General features: G+C 44.8%; 13 protein-coding genes. 1 reads left to right on the forward strand and 12 read right to left on the reverse strand.

What is annotated here, in order from left to right; all coding sequences use genetic code 11:
• Positions 1–92: 92 nt before the first annotated feature.
• The 11 genes from cobB to MED222_RS12610 form a co-directional block, all read right to left on the reverse strand.
• A complete protein-coding gene (gene cobB, locus MED222_RS12660; protein ID WP_009846726.1) occupies positions 93–827 on the reverse strand; it encodes a Sir2 family NAD+-dependent deacetylase in 735 nt (244 codons plus the stop codon).
• Between the two features lie 204 nt (positions 828–1,031).
• Positions 1,032–2,252, reverse strand: a complete 1,221-nt coding sequence (locus tag MED222_RS12655) for an ammonium transporter (protein ID WP_009846727.1) — start codon at positions 2,250–2,252, stop codon at positions 1,032–1,034.
• A gap of 411 nt (positions 2,253–2,663) precedes the next feature.
• A complete protein-coding gene (locus MED222_RS12650) occupies positions 2,664–3,080 on the reverse strand; it encodes a hypothetical protein (protein WP_009846728.1) in 417 nt (138 codons plus the stop codon).
• Positions 3,064–4,137, reverse strand: coding sequence for a formate dehydrogenase subunit gamma (locus MED222_RS12645; RefSeq protein ID WP_009846729.1), 1,074 nt, complete (start codon positions 4,135–4,137; stop codon positions 3,064–3,066). The genes MED222_RS12650 and MED222_RS12645 overlap by 17 nt, the downstream gene beginning before the upstream one ends.
• A 13-nt stretch (positions 4,138–4,150) precedes the next feature.
• On the reverse strand, positions 4,151–4,759 hold the full coding sequence (gene fdh3B / locus MED222_RS12640) for a formate dehydrogenase FDH3 subunit beta (RefSeq protein ID WP_004733723.1): 609 nt from the start codon (positions 4,757–4,759) through the stop codon (positions 4,151–4,153).
• 11 nt (positions 4,760–4,770) lie between these two features.
• On the reverse strand, positions 4,771–7,626 hold the full coding sequence (locus MED222_RS12635; protein ID WP_009846730.1) for a formate dehydrogenase subunit alpha: 2,856 nt from the start codon (positions 7,624–7,626) through the stop codon (positions 4,771–4,773).
• Positions 7,627–7,636: 10 nt separating this feature from the next.
• A complete protein-coding gene (locus tag MED222_RS12630; RefSeq protein ID WP_004733728.1) occupies positions 7,637–7,837 on the reverse strand; it encodes a twin-arginine translocation signal domain-containing protein in 201 nt (66 codons plus the stop codon).
• A gap of 76 nt (positions 7,838–7,913) precedes the next feature.
• Positions 7,914–8,582, reverse strand: coding sequence for a TorD/DmsD family molecular chaperone (locus MED222_RS12625; protein WP_009846731.1), 669 nt, complete (start codon positions 8,580–8,582; stop codon positions 7,914–7,916).
• A gap of 9 nt (positions 8,583–8,591) precedes the next feature.
• A complete protein-coding gene (locus MED222_RS12620; protein WP_009846732.1) occupies positions 8,592–10,253 on the reverse strand; it encodes a 4Fe-4S dicluster domain-containing protein in 1,662 nt (553 codons plus the stop codon).
• 302 nt (positions 10,254–10,555) lie between these two features.
• The gene (locus MED222_RS12615; RefSeq protein ID WP_009846733.1) at positions 10,556–11,242 is read right to left on the reverse strand and encodes a DUF3306 domain-containing protein; all 687 of its coding nucleotides are present in this window, start codon (positions 11,240–11,242) and stop codon (positions 10,556–10,558) included.
• The gene (locus MED222_RS12610) at positions 11,232–11,696 is read right to left on the reverse strand and encodes a DUF3305 domain-containing protein (protein ID WP_009846734.1); all 465 of its coding nucleotides are present in this window, start codon (positions 11,694–11,696) and stop codon (positions 11,232–11,234) included. The genes MED222_RS12615 and MED222_RS12610 overlap by 11 nt, the downstream gene beginning before the upstream one ends.
• A gap of 369 nt (positions 11,697–12,065) precedes the next feature.
• Between MED222_RS12610 and fdhD the strand changes: the two genes are divergently transcribed.
• Positions 12,066–12,887 (forward strand): formate dehydrogenase accessory sulfurtransferase FdhD, encoded by an 822-nt coding sequence (fdhD, locus tag MED222_RS12605; protein ID WP_009846735.1) that lies wholly within the window; start codon positions 12,066–12,068, stop codon positions 12,885–12,887.
• A gap of 243 nt (positions 12,888–13,130) precedes the next feature.
• Here fdhD and MED222_RS12600 read toward each other — a convergent pair whose 3' ends face one another.
• On the reverse strand, positions 13,131–14,714 hold the full coding sequence (locus MED222_RS12600) for an ABC-F family ATPase (protein WP_009846736.1): 1,584 nt from the start codon (positions 14,712–14,714) through the stop codon (positions 13,131–13,133).
• Between the last annotated feature and the right edge of the window lie 345 nt (positions 14,715–15,059).

A 15,059-nucleotide genomic window follows, 5' to 3' on the forward strand; every position in this document is an offset into this window, starting at 1 on the left:
TGCCACTGATAAATGATAAATGATAAATGTTGCTGATAACGAGCTCTCAAGTTCCAACCTTAAGCGGGTCAATCAATTTATTGGCACAATGGTCAGGCCGTTAGAGACCCCTTCTCTGACAGCAGTAGCTCACCGACTAGCTTAGGTACCTCGATACTCGCCTTACCGTAACGTTTCTCTTCAAATTCACTCTCTACCGCACTGGGTTCGAGGTTTATCTCGATCGTATGTGCTCCATGCATTTTCGCATCATGCACAAACCCTGCAGCAGGATAAACCACGCCTGATGTCCCGATAGAGATGAACAAATCAGCTTCTTCTAACGCTGAATAAATGTCGCCCATCCTCAATGGCATTTCGCCAAACCACACAATATGAGGGCGCATTTGAGCTGGTATCTGGCAACAATGGCACAATTCACCAGTATGAATGTCGTCTTTGTGCTCTAGAACTTGGTTTGACTCACTACAACGTGCCTTAAGAAGCTCACCGTGCATGTGGATAATGTTGTTGCTACCGCCTCTCTCGTGCAGATTGTCGATGTTTTGAGTGATGATGGTTACTTTGCCATCGAGCTTATCTTCAAGCTCTCCTAGCGCCTTGTGGGCTGAATTTGGAAAGATACTTTCACTCTGTAATCCATGACGACGCTTGTTGTAAAACGCTTGTACAAGGTCAGGATCTTTTGCAAAACCTTCAGGTGTCGCAACATCCTCGATTTTATGGTTTTCCCATAATCCGTCTTGTGCTCGGAATGTTTGTATCCCCGACTCCGCAGAGATACCGGCGCCAGTAAGAATTACGATATTTCGATATGGGAAATGCATATAACGTCCTTTTCAATATGTCACTTGGTAACAGCTTAGCACTGTTCAAATTCCAACAATAGTTTTAGGGATTAGACCATAGTCTTAGCCAACTGAATTCATTGGCTATTTGTGACATAACTCGCTTGATCTCTGCTATTCAGAAATGAAATAGGCACAAAAAAAGCGGCCGAAGCCGCTTGATGTTTATCTATTGAACCGTGATCAGTCTTCGTTGATTGATGAGATCTTATGGATAGAAAGATCCGCGCCATTAAACTCATCTTCTTCACTTAACCTTAGGCCAGTTACTTTGCTCAACACACCGTAGACAACCAATGCACCGATTAAAGCTACCGTAATGCCCGCTAGTGTACCTACCATCTGAGCAGTAAAGCTTACGCCCCCTAGCCCCCAGAATGCTTGCTGACCGAAGATACCCGCTGTAATGCCACCCCATGCACCACATACACCGTGCAGAGGCCACACACCTAGCACATCATCTATCTGTGTTTTGTTTTGCATGTAAGTAAACAAGTAAACGAACAATGCGCCAGCTACGCCGCCTGTTACCAGTGCGCCGAGTGGGTGCATTAAATCTGAGCCTGCGCAAATAGCGACGAGACCAGCTAAAGGACCATTGTGGATGAAGCCTGGGTCATTTTTACCTGCAATCAGAGCCGCAAGAATACCGCCAACCATTGCCATGAGTGAGTTCATTGCCACGAGACCGCTGATACCATTGATAGCTTGAGCTGACATCACGTTAAAGCCAAACCAACCCACAGATAAGATCCAAGAACCTAGTGCTAAGAATGGGATGTTTGATGGTGCGAAGTTAGTGTGTTTGCCGGCGCGGACACGGCCTTTGCGCATGCCAAGGAAGTAAACCGCGACCAATGCAATCCAGCCGCCAACACCATGAACAACAACAGAGCCCGCGAAGTCATGGAAGCCATAACCGAATTGCGCCTCAAGCCAATCTTGGAAACCAAAATTACCGTTCCAGATGATGCCTTCAAAGAATGGATAAACAAAGCCTACGGTGAACAGTGTTGCGATGAGTATTGGATAGAAACGTGCACGTTCTGCAATACCACCGGATACAATCGCAGGGATTGCTGCGGCAAAGGTCATTAGGAAGAAAAACTTAACTAGCTCGTATCCATTCCCTTGCGATAGCGTTTCTGCGTCGGCAAAAAAGTGCGCGCCGTAAGCGACCCAATAACCGATAAAGAAGTAAGCAATGGCGGAGACTCCAAAGTCCGAGAGGATCTTAACCAACGCATTAACTTGGTTCTTCTTTCTAACTGTACCTACTTCCAAAAATGCAAAGCCTGCGTGCATTAAGAAGACCATGATGGCGCCTAATAATAAAAACAGAGTATCCGAACTCTGCGTCAAGCTCTGTACTGCGCTATGAACTTGGTTAACCGTTTGACTCATTAAAGCTCTCTCCCTTAGCTTTGTCTCAATTGCACTAGAACCGTGCGAATTGATGTCGTAATTAATTAAAGACTCAACAGTAAACGCAAGATGCGTTCCAACTTGGTTACGCAAAAAACGTGCAACAGAGTTTGGTTTTAAGTTATTGATTCTTTGTGGTTAATTTCTTAGGTGCACTTTATTGGTTCTCAGAGAGAGAAAACATTCGATAACTGATTGCACCAATTGTGGGAATTGCACCATATTGATGCGGTCAATATAAGGCATTAGATCAGTTACCTAGCGCCCAAACGACAAAAAGCCCAGTGAAATGAATCACAGGGCTTTTAAGGTCTTTCGCTGATTACAGTTAACTCATCGCAAAGGAGCTATTATCGAGTTTGTTAACCCGAACGGCTTACATATAAACGCTTAAAGGTTTGGACCTGTTGTCGGGTTTTGCGGTAGGTTTTGACTTAAACGCTGCATGCCTTGATACATACGAATAAACCACACCACAATCGCCACACCACCAAATACCATGCCCACATATGGAATGTAGTAAGCGATGTCATCGATAATATGGTTTTGATACCAGTAATCGTTCACACCGATCAACACGCCGTTAGAGGTCGCTACCGTAACGATAAGCACAACAAAAAACGTCAGGTTCAAGAAGAACGAGCGAATCAAGCCGTAGTAATGGGTATCCACTACTTCGCCGTCTTCGCCTTTATCTAAACGATAGCCCGCGTAGATAATGGCAATCACACCAGAGAGAAGACAAGTAAATGGTGTAAAGCAGCTTAGGATGTAAGCAACCCAAATACCCTTATGAGGTTTGTTCATTCTTATTCACCCCTTCCATTTTCTCTGTTGCTACGTTAGCGCTTTGTTCAACGCCGTTTTTCTCTTGTTCCATCACTTCTTTGTACCAAAGGTCATGGTGTTCTTTAGCCCAGGTTTCATCGACTTCGCCTGTTACCATACCTTCTAGTGCGCCTTCCATACCGAACAAGCCAATATAGATGTGGAACACAAAACCACAGATAAGGATCAGAGCAGCAAGCATGTGAACTAAGTTCGAAAGCTCCATATCACGTCGTGTTTGGCCAAAGATTGGGAAATCTAACACCAAGCCACTGATCGCTGCGACACTACCCATAATGATAAGCAGCCAAAATAGCGCTTTTTCACCCGCGTTCGAAAACTCTGCCGATGGATGAGAACCTTTGTGTTTCCCTACCATGCCGCCTAGTTTGATGAACCACTGAATATCGACCATTTTGAAGATCGACTTGCGCCACCACTTGATAAGAACAGCCATCAATAGCACATAGAAAATCGGGCCGATGTAGTTGTGGTATTGCTTCGCCAATAGAACGATAAAGCCCCAAAGGTCAGTTGGAATATACGGCTTCAAAAAGTGCTTGCCGTAAACCAACATCAAACCACTGAACGCGAGCGTTAAGAAAGTAAACGCCATGCTCCAGTGCAGTGCGCGGTCCAGTCGCGACCAACGTTTGATCTTACGGCCCGTTCTTGGTGCACTCAGCATTAATGGGCCAATCACAACGTACATTAAAGTAACGAAAGCAATACTGCCAAAGATAGCGACGGCACCGGCTGGCGACATCCACTTCTCTTTCAATATGTACCACGTTTGCCCGGGCGTACTGATTAACATACCGTGCTCAGCCGATTGAGATGTGGTGTAACCTTCTTCACCGTTTCTTACTTGTCGCCAAAAATCAGCGCCAGCAAGTTGTGTGATTTCTCTTTCAGCAGAGCTCGATTGAGTTTGTGATGAGTTTGTCTCAGATGCATGACTCAAAGGAGACAGCATTGTTAGTGCTGCCAACATTGGCAGCACAACAAGAAAGAGACGCTTAAACATTGTAAGCATATGTCTCTCCTAACTAGCTCTTCATCGCATCGTAAGAAAGGTCATTGCCGTCTGTCCAGCCTGCACCCTTCGCACCACGCTCAACAACACGCTGACGGAATACATCAGAGACTTTCTCTGCATCACCCGCTAGCAGTGCTTTGGTTGAACATAAAGAAGCACACATTGGTAGCTTGCCTTCAGCAATACGGTTCGCACCGTACTTCTGACGTTCTTCCACAGAACCTGGCTCTGTTTCTGGACCGCCAGCACAGAAGGTACATTTGTCCATTTTACCGCGCTCACCAAAGGCTTCCTGTTTAGGAAATTGAGGTGCGCCAAACGGACAAGCAAACAAGCAGTAACCACAACCGATACACAGATCTTTATTGTGAAGTACGATGCCGTCTTCTGTATGTTCAAAACAGTCTGCTGGGCAAACTGCCATACAAGGGGCATCAGTACAGTGCATACATGCGACTGAGATAGAGTTTTCACCCGGTTCGCCATCGTTCAATGTGACAACGCGGCGACGTTGAATACCCCATTCCAGAGCATCATCATTTTCATTCTTACATGCAGTGACACAACCGTTACATTCGATACAACGTTTGGTGTCACAAAGAAATTTCATTCTAGCCATTTTAAGACTCCTTACGCTTTACGAATATTACAAAGGGTTACTTTCGTTTCCTGCATCAACGTGACAGGGTCGTAACCATATGTGGTTGCTGTATTGGCAGCTTCGCCAATAACGTAAGGATCAGAGCCTTCTGGGTATTTAGAACGTAAGTCTTCACCTTCAAACTTACCACCGAAGTGGAACGGCAAGAACGCTAAACCCGGTTTAACACGACGAGTAACCATCGCTTTCACCTTGATGCGGCCTTTCTCAGCACCTTCAACCCAAACATCATCACCATCTTTAAAGCCAATGTCGTTTGCGTCTTTCGGGTTCACTTCAACAAACATCTCTTGTTGTAGTTCCGCTAGCCAAGGGTTAGAACGGGTTTCTTCACCACCACCTTCGTACTCAACCAGACGACCAGAAGTCAGAATGATTGGGTATTCAGCAGACTTGTCTTGGTCTTGAATTGATTTGTACAACGTAGGAACACGGAAGATTGCTTCCTTGTCATCCCATGTTGGGTAGTCTGCAACAAGATCACGACGTGGCGTGTAAAGTGGTTCACGGTGCAGTGGTACGCGGTCTGGGAATGTCCAAACAATCGCACGCGCTTTCGCATTACCAAACGGGATACAACCGTGTTTGATAGCCACACGCTGGATACCACCAGAAACGTCAGTCTTCCAGTTCTTACCTTCCGCTGAAGCTTTCTCTTCTGCGGTTAGATCGTCCCACCAACCCAGTTGTTTCAGCAGTTTGTCACTGAATTCTGGGTAACCGTCTTTGATTTCGCTGCCTTTTGAGTAGCTGTCTTCAGCCAATAGACTTTGACCTTCAAATTCGACGCCGAAACGAGTACGGAAGTTACCGCCGCCCTCAGCAACCGGTTTAGACGTATCGTAAAGGATATGCGTACCTGGGTGTTTCATCTCTGGGTTGCCCCAGCATGGCCAAGGAAGACCGTAAGTCTCGCCATTCGCTGGGCCGCCTTCTGCAGCAAGCGTTGTTTTGTGGAACGTGTGCCAGTTTTGTTGGTGTTCTTTCAAACGTTCTGGGCTTTGACCTGTATAGCCGATCGTCCACATACCTTTGTTGAATTCACGAGTGATGTCTTCAATCAATGGTTGGTTGTTCTCAACACGGATGTTTTTGAATAGTTGATCAGAGAAACCAAGCTTCTTAGAAAGAAGGTACATGATTTCGTGATCAGGCTTAGATTCGAACAGAGGATCAACAACCTTGTCGCGCCACTGTAGAGAACGGTTTGATGCCGTTACACTGCCGTAGGTTTCAAATTGAGTGGTTGCTGGAAGCAAGTAAACGCCATCTGTGCGATCGTTCATTACTGCTGCAACTGTTGGATATGGGTCAACGATAACCATCATATCCAGCTTCTGCATCGCCTTCTTCATCTCTGGACCACGAGTCTGAGAGTTCACCGCGTGACCCCAGTAGAACATCGCGCGGATGTTTTCGCGCTGACGGATCTTGTCTTTGTCTTCAAGTACGCCATCAACCCAACGAGATACAGGAATACCTGCACTGTTCATTGGTTTTTGACCGCCGTATGCGTTGTCGTCGAAACGTCCTTTCACCCAGTCAAAGTCGATGTCCCAAACTTTAGACCAGTGGCGCCAAGAACCTTCAGACAAGCCGTAGTAACCTGGAAGTGTGTCAGACAGTACGCCAAGGTCAGTTGCGCCTTGTACATTATCGTGACCACGGAAGATGTTTGCACCGCCGCCTGATTTACCGATGTTACCTAGTGCGAGCTCAAGTACACAGTAAGCTCGTGTATTGTTGTTACCCGTCGTGTGTTGAGTACCACCCATACACCAAACAATACAACCTGGACGGTTCTCAGAAAGCAGTTTTGCTGTGTGGTAAACGTCTTCTTCGCTTACGCCTGTCACGCGTTCAACTTCTGCTGGGCTCCACTTCGCGACTTCTTCACGGATCTCGTCCATGCCAAATACACGTTGGCGGATGAATTCTTTGTCTTCCCATTTATTAGCAAAGACATGCCATAGCACACCCCAGATAAACGCAACGTCTGATCCCGGGCGTAGAGAAACATAGTGATCAGATTTCGCAGCCGTACGCGTACGACGAGGGTCCGCAACAACGATCTTACAGTTGTTCTTCTCTTTCGCGATTAGGATGTGCTGCATTGCTACTGGGTGAGCTTCTGCAGGGTTTGAACCAATGAACAGCATTGATTTACAGTTGTGCATGTCATTGAACGAGTTTGTCATTGCACCGTAACCCCAAGTGTTCGCAACACCGGCTACTGTGGTTGAGTGACAAATACGTGCTTGGTGGTCAACGTTGTTTGTTCCCCACAAAGACGCCATCTTACGGAATGCATAAGCTTGCTCGTTACTGTGTTTTGCACTACCTAGGAAGTAAACCGAATCAGGGCCAGACTCTTTACGAAGTTCTAGCGCCTTGTTACCGATCTCTTCAATCGCTTGTTCCCAAGAAAGCTTCTTCCACTTACCGCCTTCCAATTTCATTGGGTACTTAAGACGACGTTCACCGTGGCCGTGCTCACGCAGTGCTGCACCTTTCGCGCAGTGTCCACCAGCATTAAATGGGTGATCGAATGCAGGTTCTTGACCTGTCCATACGCCATTTTGAACTTCAGCGTAGATACCACAACCCACAGAACAGTGAGAACAGATAGTGCGTTTCACTTCTGTTTTCGCTTCTGGGTCGACTGATTTAGCTTGCGCCTTTTTCATCATGCCTGGAGCGAATAGACTTGCGCCTACTACCGCGCCACCAGCTGCTAATGAGGTGTTTTTCATGAAGGCACGTCGAGACACACCCAGTTGATTGGTTTCTTTGCTCACACTATCGGAGCGTTTGACAAGTTTCATCCGTTATCTCCTAAAGTGTGTCGTAGTAATCGCGAATGTGTTGCGTTTCACGATAGCCCGTCTTCTTCATGTCTTCTTTCGGCATTTCAACCGTTTCTGAAGCAGTTGCCACTTTCGTTGTACCAGCGACAACGGCACCAGCAACGGCTGCAGTCGTTAAGCCTTTGAGTAAGTCCCTACGGCTTGTGTTTATTTCTTTATTATCTTTCATCATTGCTTCCTTACCTTGCGGTAGATCTTTTTGGAGGCTTAATGCCCCTCTATCGATATAATCGCGTACTGCTCGATTACTCGTAATCAGTGACGTTTTTCACATCAATCTTTAATTTATGTTTACTGCTTTTTGTATTAACGCTAAAACGCACTTGCTCTAACGTTAGGAATGCTTCACACAGCTGTGCTGCTGATTTGTAGAAGTTCGCACTTTCTGCACTTTCAAGCTGACGCGTAAAAGAGTTAAACCAAGGACCAAGATGCTTATTGAAAACGGCTTGTTGAAGCGCGTCTTCTTCATTGGTTAGCATCGCCATTACTTCACACAATGCAGCAATATGATCTTCTGGTTCTTTCACTTGATCATCACGTTCAATGCCTAAAAGCTCTAGGTCATGACGAATCTCTGCTAAGGGTTTTTCCATCATGGCGCCAGTTCTATGCCAAGAGCCAAATGGAACAATCTCTCCGCGGCCAATGCCAATGAAAAGATTCTGATATTCATCTTCTAGTGCTTCGCGGTTTGATTCGGTTGCGGCTTGTTGAATCGCAATCCAAGCCTTTTGCATCGCACTCTCAGACGCTTCAATGTCTAGCGTCTTGAGAAAGTTGATCACCTCTTCAGAAGGTGCGCTACGAAACAATGCAGAAAGAACCAGATAGATTTCAGTTCTTAGTGTCTGTTCTTGCTTTAATTCTTTTACGAGCTCAGGCTCTTGTGCCTGATCCAAATTAGTATCCAAGGCCAACTCCTAGTATTTCAATTGTTTCAATGGGTCTTGAGCCATTGAATCGAACATGTCCACCACACGACAGTCTTCACACATCGCAATACGATTAATCGCAGTTTCATCTGAAAAATGAGAGTGACCGCGTAACTTGTTCTGTAACATGTCAATCATAGACTGTGGAGCGAATGGCTTATGGCAACGTAAACATTCCGCTGCTTTCTCTTCATGAATCACAACAGCCTTCTGACGTTCTTCTTTCACCCAATTCATACGAGGAGTCAGAGTAAGAACATTCTCAGGACATGCCTTTTCACACAGACCACATTGAATACAGTCTTGCTCTACAAACTTAAGTGATGGAGAGGCACCATCGGTATGCAGCGCACGTGTTGGACACACAGCCACACAGCTCATACACAAAGTACAATCTTTGCTTTCACAAGAAACCGTGCCGTATGGCGCATTCGAAGGGAGCTCTACAATGTTTTCAACAGGAATACGAGATGAAGACATCGCATCAAGTGCTGTGAATAGGCGTTGACGTTTATTGCCTTGAAGATCGCCAAGTGCAAGATCGAACGAATCAACACACAGTGTTGGAGGCCCTTCACGTAGAGATTCTAAATACAGGATATCGATGGTTTCTTTTGGAACACCGATTTGGTCTAGTAACTCTTGAGCGATCCCTACTTCGTTATTTAGGACACGAATGATGGTTTCTGGCATAAAGCGAGAAGCAGCAAACAGAACCTGAGTTGCGCCATTCACTAACGCTGCAAACCAAGTATCAATACCAATAGAAGGCAATTCTTCAACAACGATTGGAATCACGTTATCTGGTAGCGCTTTAAGAGCCATCACGTTGTAAGTTTCATGACGTGAGCTACAGATAAGTACGATTGGATCCAGACCGCCCGCATGTTCATAATTGGCTAGCGTACGTTCAATGAACTTTTGCGTATCGTCAGGATTTGGAAGCGCATAGGTAATCGCTTCTGTAGGACAGCTTGTTGCACAAGTCCCAACGCCCTGACATAGGTAAGGGTTAATCTCGATCTTGTGACCTGTCTTATCTGAGCCTTCACTTGATAGTGCGCCAGCAGGACAAGCATCAACACAACGCTCACAGCCTTTTACGCCACGAGAACTGTGTGCACAAAGGTCAGTGTCTAGACGGAAAAACTTAGGCTTATCAAAAGTACCCATTAGCGTTGGAATCTCTTCCAGTGCTTCCGCCAGTTTTGGATAGCCTCGCCCTACTGGGTAATAACCAGGAACAGGTACTTCTTCTGTCATGCAGCTGTTCAGACATAGGTCTAGAACAACATCGAAACAATCGTGATTAATGGCGACTTTCGCTAGGTTGCTTGATGTGCCTTTACTCTCAATCACGACTTCAAACGTGCCGAGGAAACCCGATACTTGAACCGAATTCGCGAAGTACAGTTCTGGGTTTGTGCCCTTTTCGCCGTCTGTTGACAACAAGGTTAAGCTCGTTAATTGAGGTAATTGCGCCGCAGCACTTTCAATGATCGCAGTTGGACCAATAACAAGTGTATTACCGCCGCTTTCGTAGCTAACAGTAGGTGGAATCAGATTTGTTAACTCTACTGTATTTTCAAATGCATACAGTCTTGCTTTAGCGTTATTTGAAGTTGCTTGTTCTAATAATTGTTTAAGCATTGCTCAGTTCCATCTATGGACATGGATAATCTGTTCAACCTTCATTGTAGTAAGCGATAGAGAACTTGCTGAGTAATCCGTTAACAACTAACTCTTTAGCTAGTGTGCCATTCGTTAGACCCTGAACTCGTCTATCTACAAAAAAGTTGATAATGAACGTTATTTAGCAAATGCCATGCCAATTTAATAATTCTTATATATCAGTGCTTTAATGCTTTGTGGCGTTTATTGTACGTATAAAAAAACCGCTTGGGACATTTTGTCGCAAGCGGTTCATTGAGTGTTTAGTCAAAATGTACCTATTATTTGTGTGGTATATTTTGTCCCATCTCTGTCAGGTCAGCTTCGTCTGACATTGTAGCTTTATTATTAGTCACTGTGTTTTTATACAGTCCTTTTTCTTCACCCGCAATTTCGTCACTTTCACTGAGTTCTGACTCGGTCTCTTCAGCTTCATTAATAGAGTCATCAACCTCATCAATCAAAGTTTCTTCTTCATTATCAGCGACTTGTTCAGGTTCGTTTACTGTGTCTTCTTCTGTCTTGTCTTTTACCCAATCGCGAAGAGTTTCTGCAACTCCTTCAGACAGAGACTTCAAATTGCTGTAATCGTCGTCGTAATCATCTAAACCATCACGAACGTTGAACTCTTCTGAGAGGAATAGTTTACGCAATGCGGCTTTTTTTACGCTTTCAGAGGCTTCTGATACCAATAATTGGGCAACAGACAAATCTTCAGTGGCTTCTGGTGCGGGATCTTGAACGTCAGCAACATGAACTTCTTCATTGATTTCTATAGTTTCACTCTCTAAAGACTGAGGCGCTGCTGCTTCCATTTCAGACGAAAGATCAGCAGGCGAAATCTCAGAAGCTGAAGAATCAGAGGGAGTGAGTGCTGGTACTTCCAATGTTTGCTCTACTTCCAAAGGTTCGTCAGTGGATTCATCAAGCTTTCGTTGAGACCAACGGCTAAAGAAGTTAGTTGCCATTTGATCTTCCCGCGCCTTTGCGTTTCTTACGTCTTGTTTCTAATAACTCGCCATGACGACCGATGAATGCTTCCATCCAAGCCTGTACGGGCAAAGGAATGTCGTAGGAAAGTACTTGGTTGTCACCGTCCATGTATTGCCCTGCAACGGTTTGTGAGGCAGTAAGTAACTGAATGACGGGCTTAACATCAGAATCGACATTATCCATTACTAAGAAAAGCTTAGGTTGCTGAGAGCTTAGGTTGAATCGATAGTCTGTACGTTCATCTTTATGTAATTGAAGTAAACAAACGTCTGGGGCGTCATCTTCTGGTGACAATTCAAACCCCTTCAATTCCCATTGAGTGGTTACCCAGATACCTGTTTTGATCTCTTTCTCTATTCTTTGGACACCTATTGGCCAAGCTGCTTCTGTTTTTTCGTATTGTTCTTTGAATTCTTTTATCTCAGACATACTTCACCCAATTGATTTTCTTTGGCCTGAATGTGCTTAGGACATTTTGTACTTAGCTCAATCCTATAAGCGCTATAAAGCAATAAACACGCCAATACAGGTTAACTTCAATAGCGCATCTACAATGTTCGTCATCAAGTTGTCACTTAACGTTAGTCGATACTGGTTATTTCAGACAACTCCACTCGGTGAACTCCCATATTTTGCGCTATTTTAATCAAATGCTTCATGTTTTCCTGAATACCCGTTATTTTGGAATAAGATTTGCTTTAAGCATGAGTTAAAGAATCGATGAACAAGATCGGCGTTAGACCCTCTTGTTAACTTCTTATCTCTTTAAATCGCTATCTCATTAAGTAGGACGTGACTGTGGTAAAACCAAACATAATAAAAACTAGTGAAAACCCACTTCAAACAATCGAAGTTGAAGTGTTTGATGAATATGGTGAGAAGCTAACCAAACAGATCGCTTGTGAACGCCCTCTTACCGTCATGTTGAACTGGAAAGAGATCGTAACTCTGATGACGCTCGGCTCGCGTCCTGAATCTTTAGTCTTGGGTTATTTGAAGAACCAAAGCTTCCTTTCTGACCCTGAAGCAGTTGAATCTATCATCATCGATTGGGAAACCAGCTCTGCAGCGGTCATTACCAATGAAGATACGAGCCAGCTTGAGCAAGCGCTTAAGAAGAAGACGGTGACCTCTGGCTGTGGTCAGGGCACCATGTTTGGTAACGTGATGAAGCAGTTGGAAGATTACCAAGTGCCTCAGACCAAAATTAAGCAATCTGAAATTTACACGGCTTTAGAAGCACTGACTCATTACAACGACACGTACAAGAAAGCTGGCGCGGTACATGGTTGCGCTGTTTGCAAAGACGACAAGGTTCTATCGTTTGTTGAAGATGTTGGCCGTCACAATGCGGTAGATACGTTGGCTGGTGAGATGTGGCTTAACAAAGAGTCTGGTGAAGATAAGATTTTTTACACTACTGGCCGCCTGACTTCTGAAATGGTCATCAAAGTGGCGCAGATGGGTATTCCTGTTCTGTTATCACGTTCAGGCGTAACGCAAATGGGTTTAGACTTGGCTCAGCAATTTGGTATCACGACCATTGCTCGCGCTAAAGGCCTGCGTTTCCAAGTGTTCACTGGCGCAGAGAAGATTGAATTTGATGTGAAAGGTGAATAATCAGCAGTCGGAAAAAAGCGTAGGTTCGATTGGAGATTCACTAACCGCTTCTAATTGTAAAGTTCTGATGTAAAGAGTTAGTGACCCTTCAAGGATAGATACATAGAAACTTAGCTAGATACAAGATACAAAAACGCCGTCATGCTTTTCAGTATGACGGCGTTTTTAATTTTTAATTTTCGGTTTATAGCTTATGCCTGAATTTCCAACGCATTGAGTTGAAAACTAAGGCTAACTTAAAGCTTAGCCGCGTGCTTTCAAGAACTCAGCGTAAGTACCGCGGAAATCGTTGATCTTGCCATCTTTGATTTCAAGGATACGAGTTGCAAGCGAGTCTACGAACACACGGTCGTGAGATACGAAGAACAATGTGCCTTTGTAGTTCTCAAGAGCCAAGTTAAGCGCTTCGATAGATTCCATATCCATGTGGTTCGTTGGTTCATCCATAAGCAGGATGTTTGGCTTGTGCATCATGATCTTACCAAGAAGCATACGACCTTGTTCACCACCAGAGATAACCTTTACAGATTTCTTAATGTCGTCTTGACCAAACAACATTCGACCTAGGAAACCACGAACAACCTGCTCGTCTTCGCCTTCTTGGCGCCATTGGCTCATCCAATCAAACAAGTTCATGTCTGTCTCGAAATCGTGTGCGTGATCTTGAGCGTAGTAACCGATGTTTGAGTTTTCAGACCACTTGTACTCACCAGTACGTGGCTCAAGAGCGCCAGCTAGTGTGTTAAGTAGTGTTGTTTTACCCACACCGTTTTCACCAATGATAGCAACACGCTCACCTACTTCGAAAATACCGTCGAACTTGTTGTATAGGTCTTCTTCAAAACCTTGAGATAGGTTTTCAACCACAAGTGCGTTACGGAATAGCTCTTTAGACTGTTCGAAACGGATGAATGGGTTTTGACGGCTAGACGCTTTAACTTCGTCTAGTTGGATCTTATCGATCTGCTTAGCACGAGACGTTGCTTGCTTCGCTTTAGATGCGTTAGCAGAGAAACGAGATACGAACGTTTGAAGTTCAGCAATTTGTGCTTTCTTCTTAGCGTTGTCAGACAGTAGACGTTCACGAGCTTGAGTCGCAGCCGTCATGTACTCATCGTAGTTACCTGGGAATAGACGAAGTTCGCCGTAATCAAGGTCAGCCATGTGTGTACAAACAGAGTTTAGGAAGTGACGGTCGTGCGAAATGATGATCATTGTGCAGTTACGTTGGTTTAGCGTATCTTCCAACCACTTGATGGTGTCCATGTCCAGGTTGTTCGTTGGTTCGTCAAGAAGCATGATATGCGGGTCTGCAAACAGTACTTGAGACAATAGAACACGAAGTTTCCAACCTGGTGCTACTTCGCTCATTAGACCGAAGTGCATAGATTCTTCAATACCTACCGCAAGAAGAAGCTCACCCGCTTTCGCTTCTGCCATGTAACCGTCCATTTCAGCGAACTGAACTTCAAGATCAGCTACCTTCATGCCGTCTTCTTCGCTCATTTCAGGCAAAGAGTAAATGCGGTCACGCTCTTGCTTAATAGCCCAAAGCTCTTTGTGACCCATGATAACCGTGTCGATTACCGTGAATTCTTCGTAAGCAAATTGGTCTTGGTTTAGTTTAGCTACGCGCTCGTTTGGATCGTAGCTTACGTTACCAGCACTTGGCTCAAGTTCACCAGATAGGATCTTCATGAACGTCGATTTACCACAGCCATTCGCGCCGATTAAACCGTAGCGGTTGCCTTCGCCGAACTTAACTGAAATATTTTCGAAAAGTGGCTTAGCGCCGAATTGTTGGGTGATATTTGCTGTGGAGATCAATGCCGTTACCTTTTTAATGTGAAAAACGCCGCAACGTTACTTGTTCGGGGCTTTAACTGCAAGTCTTGATTGCAATTACCCGCTATTAAGTGAGTGATAACCCAACCAAATCATAGTTTGAGCTGACTCACACTTTTGATTTTCTATTTATCGACGAAAAGCCGCTGATTTTCAGGGAAAACAAAATATCAAACGGCGCCCTAAAATGGGAGAGATATAACGTCCCAAATCATGCCGACCATTGAATATATCGTATGCTGATTAGTTACAGTAAAACCAACCCGATCAAAGCACGCACAGACATAGCCAATATGCTCAAATACTAGCCTAATCCCTGACAATTTC

Source organism: Vibrio sp. MED222 (genome assembly GCF_000153005.1).
Taxonomy (GTDB): Bacteria; Pseudomonadota; Gammaproteobacteria; order Enterobacterales; family Vibrionaceae; genus Vibrio; species Vibrio tasmaniensis_A.

What these genes read in the sequence shown, in the direction of transcription:
- MED222_RS12655 (WP_009846727.1), bottom strand. Translation starts at nt 2,252, where the DNA reads ATGAGTCAAACGGTTAACCAAGTTCATAGCGCAGTACAGAGCTTGACG.
- MED222_RS12635 (WP_009846730.1), bottom strand. Translation starts at nt 7,626, where the DNA reads ATGAAACTTGTCAAACGCTCCGATAGTGTGAGCAAAGAAACCAATCAA.
- MED222_RS12620 (WP_009846732.1), bottom strand. Translation starts at nt 10,253, where the DNA reads ATGCTTAAACAATTATTAGAACAAGCAACTTCAAATAACGCTAAAGCA.
- fdh3B (WP_004733723.1), bottom strand. Translation starts at nt 4,759, where the DNA reads ATGGCTAGAATGAAATTTCTTTGTGACACCAAACGTTGTATCGAATGT.
- cobB (WP_009846726.1), bottom strand. Translation starts at nt 827, where the DNA reads ATGCATTTCCCATATCGAAATATCGTAATTCTTACTGGCGCCGGTATC.
- MED222_RS12615 (WP_009846733.1), bottom strand. Translation starts at nt 11,242, where the DNA reads ATGGCAACTAACTTCTTTAGCCGTTGGTCTCAACGAAAGCTTGATGAA.
- MED222_RS12650 (WP_009846728.1), bottom strand. Translation starts at nt 3,080, where the DNA reads ATGAACAAACCTCATAAGGGTATTTGGGTTGCTTACATCCTAAGCTGC.
- MED222_RS12645 (WP_009846729.1), bottom strand. Translation starts at nt 4,137, where the DNA reads ATGCTTACAATGTTTAAGCGTCTCTTTCTTGTTGTGCTGCCAATGTTG.
- MED222_RS12610 (WP_009846734.1), bottom strand. Translation starts at nt 11,696, where the DNA reads ATGTCTGAGATAAAAGAATTCAAAGAACAATACGAAAAAACAGAAGCA.
- MED222_RS12630 (WP_004733728.1), bottom strand. Translation starts at nt 7,837, where the DNA reads ATGAAAGATAATAAAGAAATAAACACAAGCCGTAGGGACTTACTCAAA.